At 61.8% G+C, this 23,381-nt stretch carries 18 protein-coding genes and 1 pseudogene; 1 reads left to right on the forward strand and 18 read right to left on the reverse strand.

All coding sequences use genetic code 11. The features are described from left to right. Positions 1 to 251: 251 nt before the first annotated feature. Positions 252 to 4,289, reverse strand: coding sequence for a carbamoyl-phosphate synthase large subunit (gene carB, locus PHI30_RS08760; RefSeq protein ID WP_300026692.1), 4,038 nt, complete (start codon positions 4,287 to 4,289; stop codon positions 252 to 254). Continuing rightward, positions 4,289 to 5,353, reverse strand: a complete 1,065-nt coding sequence (locus PHI30_RS08765; RefSeq protein ID WP_300026693.1) for a carbamoyl phosphate synthase small subunit — start codon at positions 5,351 to 5,353, stop codon at positions 4,289 to 4,291. Before PHI30_RS08765 ends, carB begins: the two co-directional genes overlap by 1 nt. A gap of 238 nt (positions 5,354 to 5,591) precedes the next feature. Between PHI30_RS08765 and PHI30_RS08770 the strand changes: the two genes are divergently transcribed. Continuing rightward, entirely contained in the window at positions 5,592 to 7,886 is a 2,295-nt protein-coding gene (locus PHI30_RS08770; protein WP_300026694.1) for a PAS domain-containing protein, read from the forward strand. A gap of 104 nt (positions 7,887 to 7,990) precedes the next feature. Here PHI30_RS08770 and lepA read toward each other — a convergent pair whose 3' ends face one another. The 16 genes and pseudogenes from lepA to PHI30_RS08850 form a co-directional block, all read right to left on the reverse strand. After that, positions 7,991 to 9,796, reverse strand: a complete 1,806-nt coding sequence (gene lepA / locus PHI30_RS08775) for a translation elongation factor 4 (RefSeq protein ID WP_300026697.1) — start codon at positions 9,794 to 9,796, stop codon at positions 7,991 to 7,993. A 37-nt stretch (positions 9,797 to 9,833) separates the two neighbouring features. Then, complete coding sequence (locus PHI30_RS08780) at positions 9,834 to 10,952, reverse strand: hypothetical protein (protein ID WP_300026700.1); 1,119 nt, start codon at positions 10,950 to 10,952, stop codon at positions 9,834 to 9,836. 10 nt (positions 10,953 to 10,962) lie between these two features. Further along, positions 10,963 to 12,396 (reverse strand): MBOAT family O-acyltransferase, encoded by a 1,434-nt coding sequence (locus tag PHI30_RS08785; protein WP_300026703.1) that lies wholly within the window; start codon positions 12,394 to 12,396, stop codon positions 10,963 to 10,965. A gap of 1 nt (position 12,397) precedes the next feature. Next, positions 12,398 to 13,081 (reverse strand): helix-turn-helix transcriptional regulator, encoded by a 684-nt coding sequence (locus PHI30_RS08790; RefSeq protein WP_300026706.1) that lies wholly within the window; start codon positions 13,079 to 13,081, stop codon positions 12,398 to 12,400. Between the two features lie 175 nt (positions 13,082 to 13,256). Further along, positions 13,257 to 14,138 (reverse strand): HAD family hydrolase, encoded by an 882-nt coding sequence (locus PHI30_RS08795; protein ID WP_300026709.1) that lies wholly within the window; start codon positions 14,136 to 14,138, stop codon positions 13,257 to 13,259. Positions 14,139 to 14,185: 47 nt separating this feature from the next. Then, a complete protein-coding gene (locus tag PHI30_RS08800) occupies positions 14,186 to 14,890 on the reverse strand; it encodes a DivIVA domain-containing protein (RefSeq protein ID WP_300026711.1) in 705 nt (234 codons plus the stop codon). A gap of 20 nt (positions 14,891 to 14,910) precedes the next feature. After that, a complete protein-coding gene (locus PHI30_RS08805; RefSeq protein ID WP_300026714.1) occupies positions 14,911 to 15,345 on the reverse strand; it encodes a cell division protein SepF in 435 nt (144 codons plus the stop codon). A gap of 24 nt (positions 15,346 to 15,369) precedes the next feature. Next, positions 15,370 to 16,062: a YggS family pyridoxal phosphate-dependent enzyme gene (locus PHI30_RS08810; RefSeq protein WP_300026716.1), complete on the reverse strand. Its 693-nt coding sequence runs from the start codon at positions 16,060 to 16,062 to the stop codon at positions 15,370 to 15,372. A 72-nt stretch (positions 16,063 to 16,134) separates the two neighbouring features. Then, complete coding sequence (locus tag PHI30_RS08815; protein ID WP_300026719.1) at positions 16,135 to 17,412, reverse strand: HlyD family efflux transporter periplasmic adaptor subunit; 1,278 nt, start codon at positions 17,410 to 17,412, stop codon at positions 16,135 to 16,137. A 47-nt stretch (positions 17,413 to 17,459) separates the two neighbouring features. Next, positions 17,460 to 17,684, reverse strand: a complete 225-nt coding sequence (hfq, locus tag PHI30_RS08820) for an RNA chaperone Hfq (RefSeq protein WP_300026722.1) — start codon at positions 17,682 to 17,684, stop codon at positions 17,460 to 17,462. 60 nt (positions 17,685 to 17,744) lie between these two features. Then, positions 17,745 to 18,689, reverse strand: coding sequence for a tRNA (adenosine(37)-N6)-dimethylallyltransferase MiaA (gene miaA, locus PHI30_RS08825; protein WP_300026725.1), 945 nt, complete (start codon positions 18,687 to 18,689; stop codon positions 17,745 to 17,747). 20 nt (positions 18,690 to 18,709) lie between these two features. Next, on the reverse strand, positions 18,710 to 19,303 hold the full coding sequence (locus tag PHI30_RS08830) for an NAD(P)H-dependent oxidoreductase (protein ID WP_300026727.1): 594 nt from the start codon (positions 19,301 to 19,303) through the stop codon (positions 18,710 to 18,712). Positions 19,304 to 19,327: 24 nt separating this feature from the next. Further along, positions 19,328 to 21,319, reverse strand: a complete 1,992-nt coding sequence (gene mutL, locus PHI30_RS08835) for a DNA mismatch repair endonuclease MutL (protein WP_300026728.1) — start codon at positions 21,317 to 21,319, stop codon at positions 19,328 to 19,330. 28 nt (positions 21,320 to 21,347) lie between these two features. After that, positions 21,348 to 22,259, reverse strand: coding sequence for an AEC family transporter (locus tag PHI30_RS08840; protein WP_300026731.1), 912 nt, complete (start codon positions 22,257 to 22,259; stop codon positions 21,348 to 21,350). A 67-nt stretch (positions 22,260 to 22,326) separates the two neighbouring features. Further along, on the reverse strand, positions 22,327 to 23,037 hold the full coding sequence (locus tag PHI30_RS08845) for a type II CAAX endopeptidase family protein (RefSeq protein ID WP_300026734.1): 711 nt from the start codon (positions 23,035 to 23,037) through the stop codon (positions 22,327 to 22,329). Positions 23,038 to 23,052: 15 nt separating this feature from the next. After that, positions 23,053 to 23,381: pseudogene (locus PHI30_RS08850) on the reverse strand (DNA mismatch repair protein MutS); the annotation flags it as partial.

Genomic DNA, 23,381 nt, shown 5'->3' on the forward strand with positions numbered 1-23,381 from the left:
ACCTGTTTGGTCCCCATAAGTACAGCGTTGGGTCTCCGAGGCCAGTTGAACAAACAATCCATTAGGTGCTCCAAGGTGCTAACCTTTTTGGGGACCTTTTGCTAACATTTTTACTTGACGAACACAACTTTTTAGGGGAATTTTAGTAAAAAAAGGGTTTGACGCCCAAAAATGGGCGTCAAACCTCTTGTTTGCGGACCGATGACGAAATGGACCCGTACAGAAATTTCTTGCTTTTGCGCGGGGATGCCTTAATATTCCCCTTCGCCGGTATAGACCAGCTTGGCGTCTCCCGTGAGGGTAATTTTTTCATCGGTATAGTTCACGGTCAGATCGCCGCCCTGCACCCGGACGGTGATATCACTCCCCTTGGCGCAAAGCCCCTTGGCCACCGCCGCCACCACCGCCGCGCAGGCGCCGGTGCCGCAGGAGCGCGTCTCGCCGCTGCCCCGCTCCCACACCCGCATCTTAATGGTGCTGGGATTCACCACGCGGATAAACTCCGTGTTGATGCGCTCCGGGAAGTAGGGCGCATGCTCAAACCGGGGACCGATAAAGTCCACGTCCACTGCGTCCACCCGGGGGCAGAACACCACGCAGTGGGGGTTGCCCACGTCCACGCAGGTGATTTGATAGGGTCTGCCGCCGATGCGGACGGGATAGTCCACCACGGTCTTTTCCGGAATGGCAAACCGCAGCGCCGCCGTGTCCAGCGTGGCGCGGCCCATGTCCACGCAGGCGGAGGTCACCTTGCCGTTGGTGGTATAGAGCCGGACCTGCTTGACGCCCTTGCCGGTCTCAATGGTGAGCAGCTCGTCCTTGACAAAGCCGTTATCGTAGAGGTACTTTCCCATGCACCGCAGCGCGTTGCCCGCCATGGCGCCCTCGCTGCCGTCGCTGTTGAACATCCGCATTTTGGCGTCCGCCTTGTCGGAATGCTCCATGAGGATGATGCCGTCCGCGCCGATACCGTAGTGCCGGTCGCAGAAAGTCACGCACAGGGACTCGGGGCAGGTGATCTCCCCGTGGAAATTTTCAAGAAAAATATAATCGTTGCCGCAGGTTTGCATTTTGGCGAAGCGCAGCGTCTGCCGCTGAGTGCGCAGGTGGCAGATGTCAATGAGCTCCGTGTTCTGCTGGGTATAGCGGGAGGCCAGAATATCCGCCAGCGCGCCGGCGGTATCCAGCGAGGTGAGGCACGGAATGCCCAGCTGGACGCAGCGGTGGTTCAGATGGATGAAATCCCGGATATAGCTGGGCTCCGTAGAGCCGGTGAGGATGACATAATCGATCTTGCCCTCCTCCAGCATCTGGAACACCCGGTTGTCCTTGCCCAACTTCCCCACGATTTCCACGTCGGTGCCAAGGCGGGAGATCTCGTTGGCGGTGCCTTCGGTGGCGTAAAGCGTAAAGCCCATCTCGTCCAGCTTCCGCGCGATATTCACGATCTCCGGCTGGTCCCGGTGGTTGACGGAGATTAGCACCCCGCCGCGGCTGGCCTTTTCCACCTTGTATCCGGCGGAGACCAGGCCCTTGAACAGCGCCTCCTGCATATTCTTGCCAAGGCCCAGCACCTCGCCGGTGGATTTCATCTCCGGGGAGAGCGCCGCGTTGGCGTCCGTGATCTTTTCAAAGGAGAAAACCGGTACCTTCACGGCAACATAGGGCGGCTGGCGGTAAAGGCCGGTGCCATAGCCCAGAGATTTGAGGCTCTGGCCCACCATGACCCGGGTTGCCAAATCCACCATGGGCACGCCGGTGACCTTGGAGATATAGGGCACGGTGCGGCTGGCCCGGGGGTTCACCTCGATGACGTACAGCTCGCCTTGATAGATGAGGTACTGGATGTTGATGAGGCCGTGGGTCCCCAGGGACAGCGCCAGTTTCTCGGAGCAGTCCGTGATGACCTTGAGCATCTTGTCCCCGATGGAGAAGGGGGGATAGACGGCAATGGAGTCGCCGGAGTGGACGCCGGTGCGCTCAATGTGCTGCATGACGCCGGGAATCAGCACGTCCACGCCGTCGGAGATGACATCCACCTCCAGCTCCTTGCCCATGAGATACTGGTCCACCAGCACCGGGTTTTCGATCTTGCCGGAGAGGATGACCTCCATATACGTGCGCACGTCCTCGTCGTTATGGGCGATAACCATGTTCTGCCCGCCGATGACATAGCTGGGGCGCAGCAGCACGGGATAGCCCAGCTCGTGGGCGGCGTCCAGCGCGCCCTGCATCCCGGTGATGCCCATGCCTCTGGGGCGCTTGATGTGGAAGCGCTCTAATAGCTCGTCAAACCGCTCCCGGTCCTCCGCCATGTCGATGGACTCCGCGCTGGTGCCCAGAATGGGGATGCCGTGGCTGTCTAAAAACTGGGTGAGCTTGATGGCCGTCTGGCCGCCGAAGGCCACCACGACCCCCACCGGCTTCTCTACCTCGATGATGTGCATGACGTCCTCGGGGAAGAGCGGCTCGAAATACAGCCGGTCGGCGGTATCATAGTCGGTGGAAACGGTCTCCGGGTTGTTGTTGACGATGACTACCTCGTAGCCCAGCTCCTTGAGCGTCCACACGCAGTGGACGGAGGAGTAGTCAAACTCGATGCCCTGCCCGATGCGGATGGGGCCGGAGCCAAGCACCATAATGACGGGCTTGCCGGAGCGGGGGAAGGTCCGGGACTCGCAGAAGCGGTCGAAGGAGGAGTAAAAATAGGGGGTCTCCGCGTCAAACTCCGCGCCGCAGGTATCCACCATCTTGTAGACGGCTTCCTTCGCTGTTTCCGGCAAAGAGGCGGCCCCGGAAAGGCGCAGGAGCGTCAAGTCCGGATAGCCCATTTTCTTTCCGGCCTCGTAGTGCTCCGCAGTGAGGCCGTCCTTTGCGATTGCCAGCTCGAAATCCGCCATCTTCTTCAGCTTGGCGAGGAACCACCGGTCGATCCGGGTGATGCCGAAAATCTCACCGATGGAAACGCCGGATTTCAGCGCCTCGAACACCGTGAAGAGCCGATGGTCGTCCACCCGGCGCAGCCGCTCCCAAATGGGGGCATGGTCCTCGGCGCTCACCTTGCGGTTCAGGCTGTCCATCCCGATCTCCGCGCCCCGGACGGCCTTCATCAGCGCCATCTCAAAGCTGGGCGCGATGGACATGACCTCGCCGGTGGCCTTCATCTGGGTGCCCAGCTTGCGGGAGGCGTCCGCAAATTTATCGAAGGGCCACTTGGGCATTTTCACCACGATATAGTCCAGCGTGGGTTCAAAGCAGGCGCAGGTCTTGCCGGTGATGTCGTTTTTGATCTCATCCAGCGTATAGCCCAGCGCGATCTTGGTGGTGATCTTGGCGATGGGATAACCCGTGGCCTTGGAGGCCAGCGCGGAAGAGCGGCTGACACGGGGATTGACCTCGATGACCGCGTATTCAAACGTGTCCGGATTCAGGGCCAGCTGGCAGTTGCACCCGCCCACAATGCCCAGATGGGAAATGATGTCCAGCGACGCGGTGCGGAGCATCTGGAATTCCTTATCCGCCAGCGTCTGGGTGGGCGCCACCACGATGGAGTCGCCGGTATGCACGCCCACCGGGTCCAGATTCTCCATGGAGCAGACGGCAATCACGTTGCCCACGCCATCCCGCATGGTCTCAAACTCGATTTCCTTCCACCCGAAAATGGCCTTTTCCACCAGGATCTGCGTGATGGGCGAGGCGTCCAGCCCCGTCTGGGCGATCACCCGCAGCTCCGCTTCGTCCTCCGCAGCGCCGCCGCCGGCGCCGCCCAGCGTAAAGGCGGGGCGGACGATCACCGGGTAGCCGATGCGCTCCGCCACCTCCAGCGCGTGCTCCACGGTCTCCGCGATGTCGGAGGCAATGACCGGCTGATTGATCTCCGCCATGGCCTCCTTGAAAAGCTCCCGGTCCTCGGCCCGGGAGATGGCACGGGCAGAGGTTCCCAGCAGGCGGATGCCCTCGCGCTCAAAGAAGCCCTCTTTATCCAGCTGCATGGCAAGGGTCAGTCCCGTCTGGCCGCCAAGACCGGCCAAAACGCTGTCCGGCCGTTCTTTTTTGATGATGCGCTTGATGGTCTCCGTGGTCAGCGGTTCCAGATAAATCTCGTCCGCCATGGCCTGATCGGTCATGATGGTGGCGGGGTTGGAGTTGCACAGCACCACATTGACGCCGGCTTCCTTCAAAATCCGGCAGGCCTGCGCGCCGGCATAGTCAAACTCGGCGGCCTGTCCGATGACGATGGGGCCGGAGCCGATGACGAGGACCTTTTTAATACTGGTATCCAGTGGCATTACCGGTCACCACCTTTCATAAGTTCCACAAAGCGGTCGAAGAGGAAGGCCGTATCCTTGGGGCCGGTACAGGCCTCCGGATGGAACTGCACGGTAAAGGCCCGCAATTCCGGATAGTCGATGCCCTCGCAGGTACCGTCGTTGGCGTTGGCAAAGGAGACCTTTCCCACCTTTACGGTGTCGGAGTCCACGGCGTAGCCGTGGTTCTGGCTGGTGATGTAGGTGCGGCTGCCGTTTAAGTCCCTTACCGGCTGGTTGACGCCCCGGTGGCCGTACTTAAGCTTATACGTGGACCCGCCGGCGGCCAGCGCCGTGAGCTGGTGGCCAAGGCAGATGCCAAACAGCGGCACCTTGCCCAAAAGCTTTCCGATCTGCTCGATCTCATAGACGTTTTCCGCCGGGTCGCCGGGACCGTTGGAAAGCATCACGCCGTCGGGGTCCTGCGCAAGGATTTCCTCCGCCGCAGTGGCGGCAGGCAGCACCGTGACGGTGCAGCCCCGCTTTTGCAGTTCCCGGATGATGTTGCGCTTTGCGCCGTAGTCCACGAGGGAAACCCGCAGACGCTCCTCCCCCACCGCCGGATACACGGCGGCTTCCCGGCAGGTGACTTCATCCACCACGCCAGTCACGGCGTAGGTTTTCACCACCTGCAAGTCAGCGGGAATTTCGTCGCAGATCGTGGCGTTCATCACGCCGTGCTCCCGGATGAGCCGGGTCAGCTCCCGGGTATCCACGCCGTAGAGCCCCGGGACCTTCTGCTCTTTCAGGAAGGTATCCAGATCGCAGTCCGTCCGGAAATTGGAGGGCGCGTCGCACCACTCCCGCACCACATAGCCCTTGACGCAGCACGCACCCTCAAAGTCCTCCCGAATGATGCCGTAGTTGCCGATCAGCGGATAGGTCTGCATCACGATCTGCCCTGCATAGCTGGGGTCGGTCAAGGTCTCGATATACCCGCACATACCGGTGGTAAAGACCAGCTCACCCACGGTATCGGCCTCCGCGCCGAACCGGATGCCCTCAAACACCCGGCCGTCCTGTAACACCAAATAGCCTTTCTTCATAGCTTCCTCCCGCTTTTGACCACAATTCAGCAATTTTACCTTATTTTAAATCATTATGACGGGTTTTTCCACAACAGTCAATCTTTTCTCCTCTTTCCCGCCACAGACTTTCCGCCGGAAAGGTATTACTTTTTTGTGCATTTCGCAGAGCATTGCGCCGCAAGCGAAAAGAGCATTGCGGGAACGGGCGCGACGCGATATAATAGAATTGATTTTTTCTGGAGAGGCAGGGGTGGAAATGGCAAAACGGTGGGATCAATTTACGGCGTCTTTTTGCCAAAGCAGCATCCCGTTTTTGGTGGCGGAGGTGGTGGCGGACGGCCGGGGCGAGATGGTGGATCTCATCTGCCGCTTCGCCAACGACGCAGCAGCGGCGCTTTTAAACTTTTCCAGCGGCGACATGAAGGGTCAGCGGCTCACCCACCGCTTCCCCCCCCGGGAGCTGGAGTCCTTTCGCCCGGTGCAATCCGTGGCCTTCTCCGGCTCTTCCGTCTCCTTCCCCTATACCACCGTGCTGGGCGAATCGCTCACCGTCACCTGCTACCAGCTGAGCTACGGCGCGGTGGCCTGCATTTTGGATACCCCCCACGGCAACTATGGGGCAGCGGGACCAAGCGGACTGCCCACAGACCGCTTTCCGGACGCAGCGGCGGTTTTGGAGCTGGGGCGCAGCGGGCTTCGCTGCCTTTCCCTGAACCGCCGGTTGTGCGCCCTGACCGAATGGACGCAAAAGGAGTTGCTGGATCGCTTTGCGGAGGATTTTACGCTTTTGGTTGCGCCGGAGGACCGGCAAAGCCTCATACAGTCCATTTTGGACGCGGTGCGCAGCGGACAGCCTCTGGCTTTGAGCTGCCGCCTGCTGCGGCGGGAGTCCCCGCCGCTGTGGGTAGAGCTGCGGGCAGAAGTGCTGCGCACCCGGGAGGGGGTCTCCACCCTTTATGCCACCTTTTCCGATATTGACCGGGAGCGTCAGGCCCAGTTCCATCTGGAGGAGGCGCTCTCGCAGCTGCAAGACGCCAAGGGACAGCTCGCCTCCCTTTTCAAGCTCCTTCCGGGGGGATACTGTCTACTGCGGCAAACCGCGGACGGCTTTGTCCCCTTGCAGGTCAGCCCCGCTCTGGCGGACCTGCTGGGTGACTCCGTGGAGGGCGTTCAGCAGCGCCTTGCCGCGGACCCGCTGTCCCTGGTGCTGCCCGCCGACCGGGAAAGTCTGGTTGCCGCCGCCGCGAAAGCCCGCGCGCAGGCGCTTCCTTTGCAGCACACGTGCCGCCTGCAGACCAAGGGCGGCCCCCTGTGGGTCTCTCTGGAGGCAGCGCAGCAAACGGGGGACGACAACTCCCGCCTTTTCTACATCGCCTGCTCCGACGAAACCCGCGTGCGGGAGCTGGAAACGCGTCTGGGCTTTCGCACGCAGCTGTGTGATCTGCTTTTGGAGCGGACGCCCGTTTTGCTGCTGGACTACGATCCTTTAGCGGACGTTGCCCGGGTGGAGAGCTGCCGCGCCTCCAGCCGGCGGACGCTCCGGGTGGTGGAGCGCTACATTGCCTCCATGGAGGACGCCGCCTTCATTCATCCGGAGGACCGGCGGCGTCTGGCTGCGGCGGTGAAGCGGGCGGTCACCCAGCCCACTGCGGAGCATCCCGAATACCGTGGGGACTACGACGGGGACGGCTGGCGCTGGTACCGCGTCTCGTGGCTGCGCCAAATCGACACGCAGGGAAACGTGACCCGGCTTCTCGGCAAGGCGGAGGACGTCACCGCCGCAAAAGCGGCGGCGCAGCGCTTTGCGCAGCTGAAGTCCGGGCAAAAGCGACTCACCCCCGGCGTTCTGGCGCTGGCCACGCTGGATCTCACGGAGGACCGGATTTTGGACGCCAAGGCCGCCGGCCGCCATCTCAGCCATGTGCTCTTTGGCAACACGGCGGACGCCTGTCTGCGTCATCTGCGGGAAAACCTTTCAGAGCCGTCCGCCCGGCAGGCATTTGACGCCCTTCTTTCCCGGGACGCGCTCCTCGCCGCTTTCGGGCAGGGACAAACCGCCCTCTCCATGGAACATCGCCTGTTTCTGGACAAGACCCGGGCGGTCTGGGCCAAGCTGGACTTTGCGCTGGCGGAGCACCCCGACACGGGGCGCCTCGTTGCCTTTTGCACCGTCCGCAGCACGGAGGACGCCCATCTTTCGGATGCGGTCCTCGGGGCGCTGGCGGAGGAATTCGACGCGGTTTTGACGGTGGACACCGCCACCGGCAGCTGCCGTCTTTTTTCCCCGCAGCTCTCCGCGCCCGCCCCCCTGACCTACCGAGCTCTGACGGCGATCTGGCTCCGCTCCCAGCCCCCCTCGCCCCAGCGCGCCGCCCTCCGGCGGGCGGTCCGGCTGCAAACCGTCCTCTCCGCGCTGGGAGAGCAGCCCCGCTACCAGCTCGCCTATGAAGCGCCCGCCCCCGGCGGAGCGCAACAGGCGGCGCTTTGCTTCCGCTTTTTAGACCGGGAGAGCGGAACGCTTCTCGTCACCGGCCGGCGCATTTTGCCCTGATTGTTTTTTCGGCAAAAGGGCACACTGCACCCTTTTCGGCAACTATAAAAGAAGAGGTCCGCGTTCGAAACTCGAACGCGGACCTCTTGCTTATTCATCGTTTTTTATTCATCCAGCTTCAAAACGGCCAAAAATGCCTCGGTGGGAATCTGCACGCTGCCCAGCGAGCGCATCTTTTTCTTGCCTTCCTTCTGCTTTTCCAGCAGCTTTTTCTTTCTCGTAATATCGCCGCCGTAGCACTTGGCCAGCACGTCCTTGCGCATGGCCCGCACCGTCTCCCGGGCGATGACCCGGCCGCCGATGGCCGCCTGCACCGGGATCTCGAAGAGCTGGCGGGGGATATTTTCCTTCAGCTTTTCGCAAAGCCGCCGGGCCCGGGGATAGGCCTTGTCCTTATGGGCAATGAAGCTCAGGGCGTCCACGCCGTCTCCGTTCAGCTTCAAATCCACCTTTACCAGCTCGCTGGGCCGGTAGCCGGAAAGCTCATAATCCAGCGAGGCGTAGCCCTTTGTATTGGCTTTTAGGGTATCGAAAAAGTCGTAGATGATCTCGTTCAAGGGCATTTGATAGTGCAGCTCCACCAGATGGGTATCCAGATACTGCATGTCCTTAAACTCGCCCCGGCGATCCTGACACATGGGCATGATATTGCCCACGTACTCATTGGGGCTGATGATGGAGACCTTGACATACGGCTCCTCCGCCCGCTCGATGGCGGTGGGGTCCGGATAGTTGTGGGGGTTATCCACCGTGACCACGGTCCCGTCGGTTTGATAGACGTGGTAAATGACGGAGGGCAGCGTTGTCACAAGGTCCAGATCGAACTCCCGCTCCAGCCGCTCCTGAATGACCTCCATATGGAGCATCCCCAGAAAGCCGCAGCGAAAGCCAAAGCCCAGCGCCGCCGAGGACTCCGGCTCAAAGGAGAGGGAGGCGTCGTTGAGCCGGAGCTTTTCCAGCGCGTCCCGCAGGTCCGGATATTTGGAGCCGTCCTCGGTGTAAATGCCGCAGTACACCATGGGCTGCACCGGCCGATAGCCCGGCAGCGCCTCCGCCGTGGGACGCGCCGCGTCGGTGACCGTGTCGCCCACCCGGGTATCCTGCACGTTTTTGATGCTGGCGGTAAAATAGCCCACCTCGCCGGCTTCCAGAGCGTCGCAGGATTCCATGCCCAGCGGCAGCAGATGCCCGCACTCCAGCACCTGATAGGCAGCGCCGGAGGCCATCAGCCGGATGGTCTGGCCCACGCGCAGCGTCCCCTCCATCACCCGGAGATACACGATGACGCCGCGGTAGCTGTCGTACTGGCTGTCAAAGATCAGCGCTTTGAGCGGCGCGGAGAGGTCCCCCTTGGGCGCGGGAATGCTTTTTACCACGCCCTCCAGCACGGCGTCGATGTTGATGCCCATTTTGGCGGAGATTTCCGGCGCGTCCATGGCGGGCAGGCCGATAATGTCCTCCACTTCGTGCTTGGCCTTCTCCGGGTCGGCGGCGGGCAGGTCGATTTTGTTGAATACCGGCAGGATCTCCAAATCATGCTCCATGGCAAGATAGGTGTTTGCCAGCGTCTGCGCCTCCACGCCCTGGGTGGCGTCCACCACCAGCACCGCGCCCTCACAGGCCGCCAGCGAACGGGACACCTCATAGTTGAAGTCCACGTGTCCCGGCGTGTCGATGAGGTTCAGCTCGTACACCTGGCCGTCTTGCGCCTTGTAGTTCAGCTTCACGGCCCGGGCCTTGATGGTGATGCCCCTCTCCCGCTCCAGATCCATATTGTCCAGCAGTTGATTTTCCATCTGCCGCTGGCTCACCGCCCCGCACGTTTCCAAAAGCCGGTCCGCCAGGGTGGACTTGCCATGGTCAATGTGGGCGATGATGGAAAAATTGCGAATGTTGCTCTGTTTTGTCATATTCGATAAACCTCCGTTTTGGGGTTTTGATCCTTTTTTATTCGTTTTCGCTCTTCCAGACGATGGGCGCGCCGTGATCGATGTTCCACTTCCACCAATAGGCGTCCGTCCACAGCTGGTCGTAGTCATAGTGTACCACAAACTGTCGCCAGTTGTGAAGCATTTCCGTCCACGCCTCCACTCCCGTGACCTCAAAGTCGCCCGCTTGCAGCAGATGAAGCGCTTTGTCGGCGGCATCGCCGGAGTGGTGGATATAATCGCAGTAGTAATCTAAGTTCCCGGTGATCTCCGTTGCCGCCGGCAGGAAAAAGACGCGCAGATTGTGGGCGCTGTTCCCCGCAAGCAAGGCCTTTACCGCCGCGTCCAGCGCGGAAAAGACGGCGTCCGTCTCCCCCAGCCGGGCGGTCTTGTCCCAGTAGAGAATGCTGTACGGCGGGAAAAACACGTCAAATTCCGTGGAGGGGTGGGTCTGCGCCCAGCTTAAAATCGTATTCACGTGGCCCTCCACGTTTGCAAGATACGCCGTCTCGGGGAGGGTTTCCCCCGCCGTGTCCGGGCGCTCATAATTTTCAAGCGCCGTCATGTGATTCCACCAGGTACCCGCGTCCCAGGTATACGCGTCGTCCAGTATCTGCGCCGCCCCCCGGGCCTTTTCCAGCAGCGTATAGGCGCTGTAATAGAGCGCATCCCGGTTGAGCAGATACTTCACGTCGTTCATGGGGTTTTCGTCATAGAGATAGTCCGGCAGCGCCCCCGTCACGCCGCCCTCGTCCCGGGTCAAGATGTTGATATCCAGTCCGAACAGGACCCGCTTTGGCGTGTGGCGGGAAAACGCCTGCCCCAGCACCGCGTCAAACTCGCCAAGGTAGCCGTCCGGCACTGTCAGCTTCACTGCCGTTCCGCCAAAAACCTCCGCCACATGGCTTGCGCGGTAGTTGGCCACCATGGAGGTCCCCAGCAGCACCGTATCCGCCGGGAGATTCCGGGCAAGGCCCGCGTTCTGGTAGCGCTCGTTGAAAAAGACCGCCTTGCCGTCCGCCGGGATGCGAAAGTACAAGCAGGGGTCCACCGCCCAGACCAGCGCCGCGCAGGAAAGCAGCGCCATGAGCACCAGCGCCAGCAGGGCGCAGGCCCAGCGCTTATAGGAATGATTCACAGGGGCCTCCTTAAAAGTTGGAATAGATAAAGCCCGTCACGCCGGTAAAGGAAACCACGCACCACGCAAAGAGGACCGCCAGCGCAAAGCACCTTGGGGCTGTGGGACGGAAGGTATCCATACGGCGGATAGTGTTGCCCGGCAGCAGCGAAGCAAGCAGCGCGGCGGCAAGCAGCGCCGCCAGGGCAAACCACGGGAAAGTCTCTGCCAGCGCGGGAGAGAGCGCCGCGAGCGCCGTCCGCTCCGTGGCAAAAAGGCCCTCCAGCAGCCACGCCTGTGCAGGCCCCCCGCCCCCGGAGAAGGCGGCGGAGAGCACGGCAGACGCAGTGGAAAGGCTTGGCGCCCGAAAAGGCACCCAGGCCACATTTAAAAAGAGGAACGTAGATCCCCAGCGCACCGCCTTGGGCAGTCGCTCCCGCCGCGCTCCCAAGGCCCGCTCCCCGATTTGGGCAAGGCCGTGGGCCGCGCCCCAGAGCAGAAAGGTCCAACCCGCGCCGTGCCAGAAGCCGCTGATTAAAAATACCAGCAAAATATTCCCGTAGGTCCGCGCAGCGCCCCGTCTGCTGCCGCCCAGCGGGATATAAACGCACTCCCGCAGAAAGCCCGTGAGGGTCATGTGCCAGCGCTTCCAGAACTCCCCCACGGACAGCGCCCGGTAGGGAGAGTCAAAGTTCACCGGCAGACGCAGTCCCAGAAGCCGGGCAAGGCCGGAGGCGATGTCGCAGTAGCCCGAAAAATCCAGATAGAGCTGGAGCGTATAGGCCAGCATGATAAGCCACGCCCCGGGGGCGGACAGCTCCGCCGCCGCGGCATAGCCGTTGCCCACCACAATGCCCAATGGGTCCGCCAGCAGCACCTTTTTCGCCATGCCGCAGCAAATGGCGTATAGCCCGGCGGCAATATCTGCCCAGTCCGGGCGCAGAAACCGTCCCTTTGCCAGCTGCGGGAAAAAGGACTTAGGGCGCAGGATTGGTCCGGAGGTCACGGTGGGGAAAAACAGTCCGTAAAGCAGCAGACTGTCCCCCCGGGCGGGAACAAATTCCCCCGTATAGGCCTCCTTTAAAAGCCACAGCTGCTGGAAGGTAAAAAAGCTCAGCCCCAGTGGGACCCAGCCCACCGACACCGCGCCGCCGCTGAAAAATCCGGCGTATTTGAACGCTGCCAGCACGGCGACATGGTATCCGCACCCGGCAAGCAGGACCCGCTTGCGCTTTGCCCCGTCTGTTTCCACTCTGCCAAGACGCCGGATGGCGCACCGGCTGACGGCGCAGCCCGCCAGCAAAACCACGAGACCCCAAAGACTTTCGCTGCCCAGCACGTAAAAGAGGAGGGAGCATACGGCCACCAGCCACCGCCCCACCCGGCGGTCCTTTCCGCCAGCAAGCAGGCACACCGGCACGCTCACCGCCGCGAAGGCAATGAACGCAAGGGATTGAAAATTCATATCACTTCTGGGTAAGTCCGCCCAGTCGGGCGTCGGTGGTGCTTAAAATCTGGGTAAGGCTTTGGCACCGGCCCGGATAGGCGGCGGAAAGTGCATCCGCCGAAAGGTCCGGGAACGCCGCCTTCTGCGCCGATCGGACCCGGAGCGCCCGGGCGTAACGGATCTCCGCAAGCTTCATGTCTGCGTCCGCCGCGCCTTGGGTGCAGGCGGCGGGGTCCAGCGAAAAATAGGCCTCGTTTCCGCCTGCGGCGCGGTAAAGCTGCCGGTAAAGCTGATAGACGGCGGCGGTCAGATACTCCGCCGCGGCATTGATGGCGCCCTTATCCCCCAGCTTGCCCAAAAGGCCAAACAGCACCCCCAGTGCGCCGGAGAGGAGCTTACTTTGCAACGTGGCCAGAACGCTTCCCTGCAGCACGTTGCCCTCATCCGCCGCGCTGAGCACCTCCTCCTGCGTCAGCATGCTGCCCTCCCGGGACAGGGTGCGGCCCAGAATATAGTCCGCGGAAACATGATAATAGTCGCAGGCCTTGACCACGAAGGGCAGACCCGGCTCCCGAATACCGTTTTCATAATGGCTCAAGAGAGCCTGAGAAATGCCAAGATCCCCGGCGGCAGTGCGCTGGGACACGCCCCGCTCCTGCCGCAGCAGCGACAAGGTGCGGGAAAACTCCGTTGTGGATGCCATGATTCTCTCTCCTTTTGCGCTCTTTTTATATACGAGGAGTATATTCTAGCAAATAAGATACGAAATGTAAAGCAATTTTCCGCCGCCCGCGCCATTTTTGCCGCCCCGCCGCCCCGAACCAATCCGCCCCGGGCACGGATGCTGGGCATAAAAAGAGGAGGGCTTTCGCCCTCGCTCAAAAAAGTCCCACCTGATTGGGCAGCACGTCGCCGCCGATGGCGCGAAGCTGCTGGGTGTTTTCCTCCCACAGCCGGTCCGAAATGGCCATTTTGCGCAGGATGTTTTTCACTGTGGCATCCAGCGCGGTGCCCTCCCTGTAATCCGCGGGGAAAATGAAATCCACCCGCCCCTTGGCAAGCAGGTCCTCCACCCCCACGCGGTTGGCCCCCTGATACACGGCGATGGCCTGTCCGCCGTAGGAGCGCATCATCTTCATGCACGGCACGTCGGAAAGGCCGTCCCCCATGTAGATCATATTGGTGAAGGGGACCCGTTTGCTGTCGTCCGGCATGGAATCGTTCAGCGTCTTGTCGTCGGACACGTCCAAAACACCTTTGTTGATGCGGTAGACGAACTGGGTCTTGGCGGTAAAATTGACAGCCAGCTTCGGCCACACGGGCCGCCCCCTGTCGTCATAATAAAATTCGCTGGCGTAAATTTCCTTGAATTCGCTGCCCAGTCCGCAGCCTTCAATGATCTCCCGCAAGCCGGAGGAGATGATATAATGCTCCACCCGCACGCCCTGACGCTCCCCGAAGGCGTTGATGCGGCGAAACCAGTCCGCTACACCGGGAAACAGCACGATCCCCCGTCCCTTTTCCACCAGATCCGCCCGGGTGAAGGGCAGGTTTTTCTTTTCCGCCTCCCGCAGCATCGTATACATATAGGCGAGAATCCCGTCGATGCGGTTGGCCCGGCCAAACCCGTTGGCTTCCGCCCAAAATTCCGCCGGGGTCATGCCGAGAGAGGGGATGAACGCATAATCCTGCATATCCGTGGTGCAAAGGGTCTTGTCAAAGTCATATAAAAACGCCACAATCGGCAGCTGCTTTTCCATTTCTCGTTCCTTTCCAAAAAAAAGCGGCTCCCAAGAGCCGCTTTTTCTTATTCGTCACCCTTGTAGTTGCGGCCGAATTTCAGCTCGCCCAGGTTGATGCGGCGGGTGGGTTCCTCCACCTCGTCGCTGGCGAAGGGGTCCCCCGCAGGATAGGCCGCCGGTTCCGCCTTCTCCTCCGGCTCCTCCGCCTCGGGCTGACGCTCTGGCTCTTCTTCCGCAGACTGCTGGGCAAACGCCGCCATGACTTTTTCTTCGATCTCCTCTACGGGTGCTTCCGGCGCGGGCGCAACCGCGTCCGGAACCGCGATCTGGGGCAGTCCCTCCAAAAATTGCAGCTGCTTTGCACACAGCTCCCTGTTGGAGGCGATGAAGGCGGAGAGCTCCTGCCGTCCCCGCCGCAGCCGGGCGCCGGTCTCCTCAATCTCCTGCTGCATCTGGCCGATCTTTTCCCGGGCGTCGCCCTCCGCCCTGGCCAGCAGCGCTTCCCGCTTGCCCTCGGCCTCATGGACGATGGAGTCCGCCATCTTCTGGGCGGTGAGCAGCGTGGCCCGCATGGAGTCCTCGGTCGCGCGATAGTCCTCCACCTTTTCCACCAAAACCTTCATTTTGGCCTTCAGCGCCGCGTTCTCTTTATACAGAGCTGCATAGTCGTCGGTGAGCTCGTCCAAAAACTCGTCCACCATGGCCATGTTATATCCACCCATCACCGCTTTCGTGAACGAATGGGTGGAAACCTCCTGCGGTGTCAGCATATCGGTCCTTCCTCTCTATCTCAGAAATATAACCCGTTGTTTTCCAGCTCGTCAATCAAATCCCCTTCGATATCCACATGGTAGGGGGTGATGATGTAGGTGTTCGCCGCCACCTTTTTGATCTTGCCTTCTCCGGCATACGCCACGCCGGACAAAAAGTCGATCAGGCGGCGGGCAATGTCCTTATTGGTGGACTCCAGATTCAAAACCACCGTCCGCTTATCCTTCAGATGGTCGGCAATTTCCGAGGCGTTTTCAAACCGCTCCGGCTTTACCAGCACCACCTTCAGCTGGGTCGTGGCGTGGATATTGACCACCTTATTGCGGCGGTCGTCAATCTTGCCCCGGCGGTCGTCGAAGGCGTCCTTCCGGGACGTGTCCTCAAAATCCTCGAATTCCTCATCCTCATCTTCATAGGGGTGCGCCAGTTTTTTCAGTTCGTCAAGAATACTCATGGCAATGCCTCCCATCGGCGTTTCTCAATTATAATGGCGGGCGCCGAAGATGGCGCTCCCTACCCGGACCATGGTGGCGCCAGCGCGGATGGCGTCCTGATAATCGCCGCTCATGCCCATGGACAGATACTTGCATTCATTATGAAACAATTTTGCATTCATGTCAACATAAAGTGCCTGAACTTGGTGGAAATACCGCATATTGGTGTCCCGATCCGCGTCCGCAGGGGGGACGGTCATCAGTCCCCGCACCCGGACGTGGGTTTGGTCCGCGGCGGAAGATGCCGCCGCGAGCAGCGCGTCGGGAGCAAAGCCGCTTTTTGCCGCCTCACCGCCGATATTCACCTCCAGCAGCACCTCCTGCACCACTCCCCGGGCCGCCGCCGCCTTTTCGATCTCAAAAAGCAGCTCCAGTGAGCCAACGGACTCTATCAGCGCCGCCTGTCCCACCACCTTATTGACCTTGTTGCGCTGCAAATGACCGATAAAATGCAGCGGCACGCCGTCATACGCATGTTGGCGCAGCTTTTCCGTCATCTCCTGCACCCGGTTTTCCCCCAGCGCGTCGATGCCGGCCTCCACGGCCTCCCGGCACGCCGCGGCGTCATTCATCTTGCTGGCGCCCACCAGCACAATTTCATGGGGGTCCCGCCCTGTCTCGGCGCAGACGGCGGCGATCTCCTCACGAACGCGGGCAATGTTTTCCGCAATGGACATGGTTTTCCGACTTCCTTTTCTTTGGTTTCTGATGTGATGTCTGCTGCGCAAAATGCATTTGTTCAGCGGACATTATGTGACGATTTTTCCGTCGTACAAATCGTTTGCCGCGATGATGACCGTATCCCCGGGGCGCAGGCGCGTCCCCTCGGTGCTGCCTTCCGCCGTGCGCACCAGCACGAAGCCGTCGCCGTTATACAGCACCTCCACCGGCTTGAACCGGGCTTCCACGCCCACCACGCAATAGAGTCCAAGGCACTCCTCCGTTGTCCGGGCGCCCTCGGAATCCTGCATGGTGCGCGTCGCCCGCAGCGCCTCCTTGGGCACCCGGATGCCGCTGTATGTGGTGCGGATGACCTGTGCGCTCTGCTGACGCAGCAGCGTGAGCTGGGGGAGATAGCTGCGGCCCCGGAAGGTCACCACCACCCGGCCGTTTTCCTCGGGACCCACGGCGTCCACCGTGACCGGCAGGTCCCGCTCCACGCCCTTGGCAAAGCGAAGGCTTAAGTTTTTCCCCGCCCGTTCCAGCTCCGCCGCCGCTTCGGAAAGCTCCTGCGCCGCCGAAGCGCGCATGGTTGCCGCGTAATACCACGCATCCCCCAGAATCAGCTTGCCAACCTGAGAGTGCACGGACTCGTCCGCCCGGAGGGCGGAAAGCGCGGAGGGCGTCAAGCCCGAGAGGCTCTCCGGGGTGAGCACCGTCTCAAATCCGTCCACCACCGCCGAGTAGAGGCCGGAGGATGGCGCCGTGATCCGCCGGACGGAGTTTGCCGCCTGGGATTTCAGCGTTTTAAGCTGGGTTTGCAGCTCGGTGATCTGGGCGGAGAGGTCCTCGTTATCGGTGTATGTATAGTCCCGCTTCAAAACCAGCGAGCGCAGCTGGGAACCCTGCTCCTGCGCGTCGTACAAGCGGTCCGCCGTCACACCGGTCCGGTACCCCAGAATATTGCGCATGATCTGCGCGTCCAGCTTCAGCGAGGCCTCAGACCCCAGCGCTGCCTCCTGCGCGTACTGCACCTGATCCAGCCGCGTTTGCAGGCTTTCCATCTCGTTTTGCCGGTCCAAAGATGCCTGATCCGCGTAGACCGTGGCAACGGTGCCGCCGGTACTCACCCGCTCTCCCTCCGCCCGCTGTAAGCGCAGCAAGCCGCTGGCGTCGTCTGCCAGCACCTGCTCCCGGCGCACCACATAGCCGGAAAGGTCCGTCCCCTCCTCCACCTCGTAGGCGTACGCCAGCGCGGTGGTCAGCGGGTCGTCAAAGTAGCGAAACGCCTCGATACCGAAATACGCCAACACGGCCAGCGTGACCGCCGCCATCAACAATTTACTTCCAAGTGCCCTGTTTTTCATCCTTGTCTCTGCCTCCCGCACCTCTCCATGTGTGGAAGGCGCGCTCTTTAATCCTCCGTCAGGTCTACCGGCCGGATGGGTGCAATCGTTGAGATCGCGTGCTTATAGATGATCTGCTGCCTGCCTTCGCTGTCCAGAACGACCACAAAGGCGTCAAACCCCGTGATGACGCCCCGCATTTGGAAGCCATTCATCAAAAACATGGTCACCGCCAGCTTGTCCCGCTTTGCCCGAAGAAGGAAAAGGTCCTGTAAATTTGCTTTGGTCTGCATATCGTCCGCTCCTTTTTTCTTTATGAGTCGGACGCCGGTCTCTCTGTCGTCCGCCCGTGGTTAGCATACGCCACGGACCGTCAGAATTTCCGTCGAAATTTGTAAAGCTCTCCCAAAATCCCGCTCTTTTTCCCAGAATATCCAGTGGATATCCGGGTTCTTTCGCAGCCACGTCAGCTGGCGCTTGGCGTACTGCCGGGAGCGCAGCTTCACCTGTTCAATGGCCGCCTCCTCCGTCACGCTGCCGTCCGCCACCCCCAGAAATTCCTTGTAGCCGATGGCCTGTAAGGCCGTGGCATCCCGGGGAAGGCCGCTTTGCACCAGCGCGCTCACCTCCGCCAGCAGGCCCGCCGATACCATCCTGTCCACCCGATGGTCGATGAGGGCTTTCATGTCGGCTCGGTCGGCAAATTGCAGGCCGATCCACGTGGCGTCATACCGCCTCGGCATGGCCTTGGTCTCTTCGTTGTGGGCGGTGATGGTCCTGCCGGTTTCAAGATACACCTCCAGCGCCCGAAGGACCCGCTTTTCGTCCGCCGGATGGAGCCGCTCCGCCGCCGCGCTGTCCACCGCCTGTAACTGCTCCCAAAGGGGACCCATGCCCTCCCGGCGCAGCCGCTCCGTCAGCGCACGGCGCACCGCGCTGCCGGCGTGTCCCGGGGCAAACCCGTGCCCCTGCACCACCGCGTCCACCCACAGTCCCGTGCCGCCCACCAGAATGGGCAGCTTCCCACGGGAGAGGATGTCCTCCACCACGGGGACGGCCGTCTCGGCGTATCGGGCCGCGGACCACTGCTCCGCCGGGTCCGCCACGGCGATCATATGATGGGGCACGCCGTCCATTTCCTCCGGCGTGGGGGCGGCGGTGCCGATGGTCATGCCCCGGTAAATCTGCATGGAGTCGGCGGAGACCACCTCTCCTCCCAACCGTTTGGCAAGCAGAACGCCAAGCGTGGTTTTTCCGCAGGCCGTCGGGCCTGCTACACAGACGATCTTCGCCGCCATGGCCTTTTCCTCCTGAGAGATCAAAACATTTCCGCCGCCTGCCGGGCGAGGGTCTTGGCCTCCTCCAGCAGCGCGGGCGTCCGGGCCGGGTTTAAATCCAGTCCCCCGGCAAAGACGTGGGCAAATGTCCCGATGCCAAACATGGCGGCAAGCTGCCGCCAGTACAGCACGCCCAGACTCTCCGCCCGCTCCACATCGCCGCCGGAGGTGAGGTAGACCAGCTTTTCCGCCCGGCAATCCCCGTGGCAGCCGGTCGCGTCATAATGGTAGGCGATGCCGTTGGCGCAGATATACTCGATGTACACCCGCAGGGCGGAGGGAAAGGTCAGGTCCCAGAAGGGCGCGGCCACCACGATGCGATCCGCCCCGCGAAACTGCCGCGCAAGATCGAACAGGGGCGCTTCAAAGGCGCCCACGCCGGAAAGGGCGTCCCGCTCCCGGACCATCTCCGCGTCAAAGGGCCTGAGCGCCAGCAGCGCCGCCGGGGTCACCGTTTCGATCTCGGCCTCGGGATGCCCCGCGCAAAAGGTCTCCAAAAAGGCATCTGCCAAGGCCTTCGTCCGGGAATGTTCTCCTCGCTGGCTCACGCAGGCGTTTACAAATAAAAGCTTCATTGTGCCGCTCCCTTTCTCATGAGGTCATGCCCTCTTAAATAGTTTTTCCAATTCGTATCGGGTGAGCTTCACCGCCACGGGGCGGCCGTGGGGGCAAAAGCGGACCGCTCCGCTTTGAACCTTCTCCACCAGCACCCGCAGCTCCGCCGGATCGCTGACCCAGCCGCCCTTGATGGCGGCTTTGCAGGCCATGGTGTGGAGCAGGTTTTCCCGTCTTTCCGCCAGATTCCGTCCCGTGCGCAGATGCTCGGCAAACTCCTCCAGCGTAGCGGCGGCGTCCCCGGCATCGATATCCGCCGGGACCTCCCGCACCAAAACCGCGCCGTCTCCGAAATCCTCGCAGGCAAAACCGAACTGCTCCAAAAGCGGCAGATTTTCCAGCAGCAGCGCCCCGTCCTCCCGGGAAAGCTCCGCCGCAATGGGCTGAAGCAGCGTTTGCCGCATGGGCGGGTGGGGGTCGGCCTTCAAGCGGTCGAAATTCACCCGCTCGTGGGCGGCATGCTTATCGATCAGCCAAACGCTGCCGTCCGCGCTTTCGCAGACGATATAGGTGTGCAGCACCTCTCCCGCGATGCGCCACGGCTCCTCCGTCGACGGCTCCAGCGTCTGCTGGAGGGGCAGTTCCAGCGCCTGCTGCACCGGGGGAATGGCTGGGGCAAAGGGACGCGTCGGCGTTGCTGGTTTCGCCGTCTCCTCCCTCCGCTCCGGGCCTGCCGCCACGGAGACGGGGGCTTTCCCCAGCGCCGCGGGCAGCTTCCCCTCCGGCGCGGCGCGCTCCGGTTTTCTCGCTCCGCTGTCCGCCACCGGCGCCGTGGCTTTCCACTCGGTGTCCCACCCACGGTGCGCAGGCGGCGTCTGCGGTGCGGAATCTTCCCACGCCCCGGAAACCGCCTTGGGGGAGGTCACGGGGGCGGGGGGCTTTGCCGCCGAGGCAACTGTGCTGCGATAGGTCCCGGCGTCCATGGTGCGAAAGAAGGTCCCCGCCCCGCTCACCGGAGGCGCCGTCTTTGGCGCGGGGACCGGCGCGCCCTTTTCCGCCAGCCCAGCGAGCACGGTGTGATACACCGCGTCGAACACCTCTTTCTCCCGGGCGAACTTGATCTGCGTTTTGGCAGGGTGCACGTTCACATCCACCGCCGTCACCGGCAAAGAAACGGAGAGGACGCAGCCGGGGAACTTCCCCTTCATCATCTGGTTGCGGTACCCCTCCTCCAGCGCCGCCGTGAGCAGCTGGGACTTGATGTACCGCCCGTTGACGAAAAACACCTGCATGGACCGGGACCCCCGGCACAGCAGGGGCGCGGTCACAAAGCCGCTCACCGCCACGTCGCCGCCGCGTCCGCTTATGGGAATCAACCCCCGGGCAAACTCCCGGCCCAGCGCGGCGTAGATTGCCGAGTCCAGTTTTCCGTCGCCGGGGGTGTGGAGCGCCTCCGCGCCGTCTTTCACAAACTGGAAGGAAACGTCCGGGTGGGACAGGGCCAGATGCTGCATGAGACCCGCCACAGCGGCGGTTTCCGCGCTGTCCTTGCGCATGAACTTGAGCCGGGCGGGGGTGTTATAAAAGAGGTCCCGGACCGTGATGGTGGTGCCCTCCGGCGCGCCGGCTTCCTCCACCCTACCCGGCACGCCGCCATCAAGGCCCAGCGACGCCCCTGTGGCGGCGCCGGTTTGGCGGGTGAGAATCTCCACCCGGGCGACTGCCGAAATGGCCGCCAGCGCCTCTCCCCGAAAGCCCAGCGTACCGATCTTCCCAAGGTCCTCCGCCTGGCGCAGCTTGCTGGTGGCGTGGCGCAAAAACGCGGTGGGCAGCTCGCCTGGCGCAATGCCGCAGCCGTTGTCCGTCACGCGGATGAGGCCCATGCCGCCCCGCTGGATCTCCACCACCACGGCGGAAGAGCCCGCGTCGATGGCGTTTTCCACCAGCTCCTTCACCACGCTGGCGGGCCGCTCCACCACCTCGCCGGCGGCGATCAGGTCTGCCACATGGACGTCCAATTGTGCAATATGGGGCACGGAAAACACCTCCAGTCAAAGAATGAGTTTACATAAACAGTGCAGCCGCAATGGGGATGGTAAAGATAGAGAGGACAGTGGTGAGGAACGTGATCTGTGCCATGGATTCCGCGTCGCCGTCAAATTCCAGACACAGCATGGTGCCGTTCACCGCCACCGGCATCGCCATCTGCGCCACAGCCACGCCCAGCACCAGCGATTCCACGTGCAAAAGCCGCAGCACCACCGCCAGCGTCGCCGGCATCAAAATGAGCCGCACAAAGGACAAAATCCACATCCGGGCGGAGGTGAGCACCTGCCGGGCGGGCATACCCGCCAGCATGGACCCCAGCACCAGCAGGGAAAGCGGGATGGTCACATCGCCCACGATGGCCGACATCTCCCCGATGATGGCGGGCAGGCGAATGTTGCCCAGCGCCACCACCAGGGAAATGATTGCCATGATAATACAGGGGGAGAGCAGCTGCTTCCAGTGAAAGCGGAGCTTGCCGCTGAGCATCAAAGGCCCCAGAGAGTAGTTGAGCAAATTGAAGGGCATGACCAGAATCACCGCGTAAAACAGGCCCTTATGACCGAACAGCGCCTCCACCAGCGGATATCCGATGAAGCCGACGTTGGGAAAGCACATCAAAAAGCGCCACACGCCGATTTGCTTGGGCGTTCCGCCCACCACCTTGGGCACGACGAAGGCAAAGCAAAACTCCACCAGATAAAAAACGCCGGCCACCAGCAAAATGGATAAAATTTCCCATGGCCCGGGCAGCGAGGTCTCGTTGGCCACGGCGGAGAGAATCAGCGCCGGGGTGGTGACGTTTATAATCAGCTTGGAGAGCTTTTGATTGGTCTCCCCGCCTAAGTATCCCAGCCGATGGGCAAGGTATCCCACAGCCACCGCAAACAGGATGACCACCATCTCGCTAAATGTGTCAAAAAAGCTCATTCCCAAAGTCCCCTAATCTCTCTCAAAATAGACGCTGTCCCCGGCGCGCTCGCGCCGAAAGCGGCTGTCAGCCCAGAATTCCCCACACAGAAAGCGCATTGGTGGCGGCATGAAGCGCCACGGCGGTCCACAGCGTGCCGCTGTGCTCATATACCCACGCCAGCACCAGCCCCGGCACCAGATACTGGATCATCAGCAGAAAGTACGTGGCGTCCTGTTTCACCACGGCAAACTGCCACACGTGCAAAAGGGCAAACAGCAAACAGCTGACAACATACGCCACAAGGCGGCTTTTCTCCTTCAGATTACCGAACACCAACCCCCGGAACAGCACCTCTTCCACAAAGGGCGCGAGAAACACCACGATCAGCAGCGTCATGTGAGGCGCGGTGTCGATTTGGGCGGAGATGGCGGTGTCGTTCAGATTCGTGTGGTTGCCCACCAGCAGGCGCGTCAGCCGGTACACCAGCTCGTTGAGACCGTACAGGGCGATAAGGCCCACCAGAAACGTTCTGCACGCCCCGCCCAAGTGGTCCGCCAAGTGGCGGGTGGTCCTGCCCAGAAAGCCATGAAAGATAATCACGGTCACGGCAAAGAGCACATAATAGTAAATCGCGTTTTGCAGCGCCGGGGAGATGGTGACCCCCAGCAGCCGCGCCGCCAAGCGGAACAGGGGCGACGTGGCAAAGGGCAGCACCAGCAGATAGATCACGAAAAAGATCACGCCCGCGATCTGCTCTCCCGGCGTCATATAGGTAGTAAATTTCCGTTTGGCCATTGGGCGCCTCCTCCGTCAGGAAAGTTTCTGCTTGAGTTCGTACAAAAGGGACATGGCCTCGATGGGCGTGAGGGTATCCGGCTGGCAGCGGCGCAGCGCGTCCAAAACCTCGCCCTCGCCGATGGCGTCCAGCGAGACCTGCGCCGTCTCCTTCCGGGGGGCGGTATAGCAAACGCCGTTTTCCTCCTCCAGCTCCCGGAGCACCGTCTTTGCCCGCTGGACCACCTTCTCCGGCAGTCCCGCCAGCTTCGCCACCTCGATGCCGTAGCTGCGGTCCGCGCCGCCGGGGAGAATTTTGCGCAGGAAAATGATCTCCTCCCCCCGGGTCTTGACGGCAATGTTGT

This window comes from Oscillibacter sp. (genome assembly GCF_028693505.1).
Lineage (GTDB): Bacteria > Bacillota > Clostridia > Oscillospirales > Oscillospiraceae > Oscillibacter.

What these genes read in the sequence shown, in the direction of transcription:
- carB (WP_300026692.1), bottom strand. Translation starts at nt 4,289, where the DNA reads ATGCCACTGGATACCAGTATTAAAAAGGTCCTCGTCATCGGCTCCGGC.
- PHI30_RS08765 (WP_300026693.1), bottom strand. Translation starts at nt 5,353, where the DNA reads ATGAAGAAAGGCTATTTGGTGTTACAGGACGGCCGGGTGTTTGAGGGC.
- PHI30_RS08770 (WP_300026694.1), top strand. Translation starts at nt 5,592, where the DNA reads ATGGCAAAACGGTGGGATCAATTTACGGCGTCTTTTTGCCAAAGCAGC.
- lepA (WP_300026697.1), bottom strand. Translation starts at nt 9,796, where the DNA reads ATGACAAAACAGAGCAACATTCGCAATTTTTCCATCATCGCCCACATT.
- PHI30_RS08785 (WP_300026703.1), bottom strand. Translation starts at nt 12,396, where the DNA reads ATGAATTTTCAATCCCTTGCGTTCATTGCCTTCGCGGCGGTGAGCGTG.
- PHI30_RS08790 (WP_300026706.1), bottom strand. Translation starts at nt 13,081, where the DNA reads ATGGCATCCACAACGGAGTTTTCCCGCACCTTGTCGCTGCTGCGGCAG.
- PHI30_RS08795 (WP_300026709.1), bottom strand. Translation starts at nt 14,138, where the DNA reads ATGGAAAAGCAGCTGCCGATTGTGGCGTTTTTATATGACTTTGACAAG.
- PHI30_RS08800 (WP_300026711.1), bottom strand. Translation starts at nt 14,890, where the DNA reads ATGCTGACACCGCAGGAGGTTTCCACCCATTCGTTCACGAAAGCGGTG.
- PHI30_RS08805 (WP_300026714.1), bottom strand. Translation starts at nt 15,345, where the DNA reads ATGAGTATTCTTGACGAACTGAAAAAACTGGCGCACCCCTATGAAGAT.
- PHI30_RS08810 (WP_300026716.1), bottom strand. Translation starts at nt 16,062, where the DNA reads ATGTCCATTGCGGAAAACATTGCCCGCGTTCGTGAGGAGATCGCCGCC.
- PHI30_RS08815 (WP_300026719.1), bottom strand. Translation starts at nt 17,412, where the DNA reads ATGAAAAACAGGGCACTTGGAAGTAAATTGTTGATGGCGGCGGTCACG.
- hfq (WP_300026722.1), bottom strand. Translation starts at nt 17,684, where the DNA reads ATGCAGACCAAAGCAAATTTACAGGACCTTTTCCTTCTTCGGGCAAAG.
- miaA (WP_300026725.1), bottom strand. Translation starts at nt 18,689, where the DNA reads ATGGCGGCGAAGATCGTCTGTGTAGCAGGCCCGACGGCCTGCGGAAAA.
- PHI30_RS08830 (WP_300026727.1), bottom strand. Translation starts at nt 19,303, where the DNA reads ATGAAGCTTTTATTTGTAAACGCCTGCGTGAGCCAGCGAGGAGAACAT.
- PHI30_RS08840 (WP_300026731.1), bottom strand. Translation starts at nt 22,259, where the DNA reads ATGAGCTTTTTTGACACATTTAGCGAGATGGTGGTCATCCTGTTTGCG.
- PHI30_RS08845 (WP_300026734.1), bottom strand. Translation starts at nt 23,037, where the DNA reads ATGGCCAAACGGAAATTTACTACCTATATGACGCCGGGAGAGCAGATC.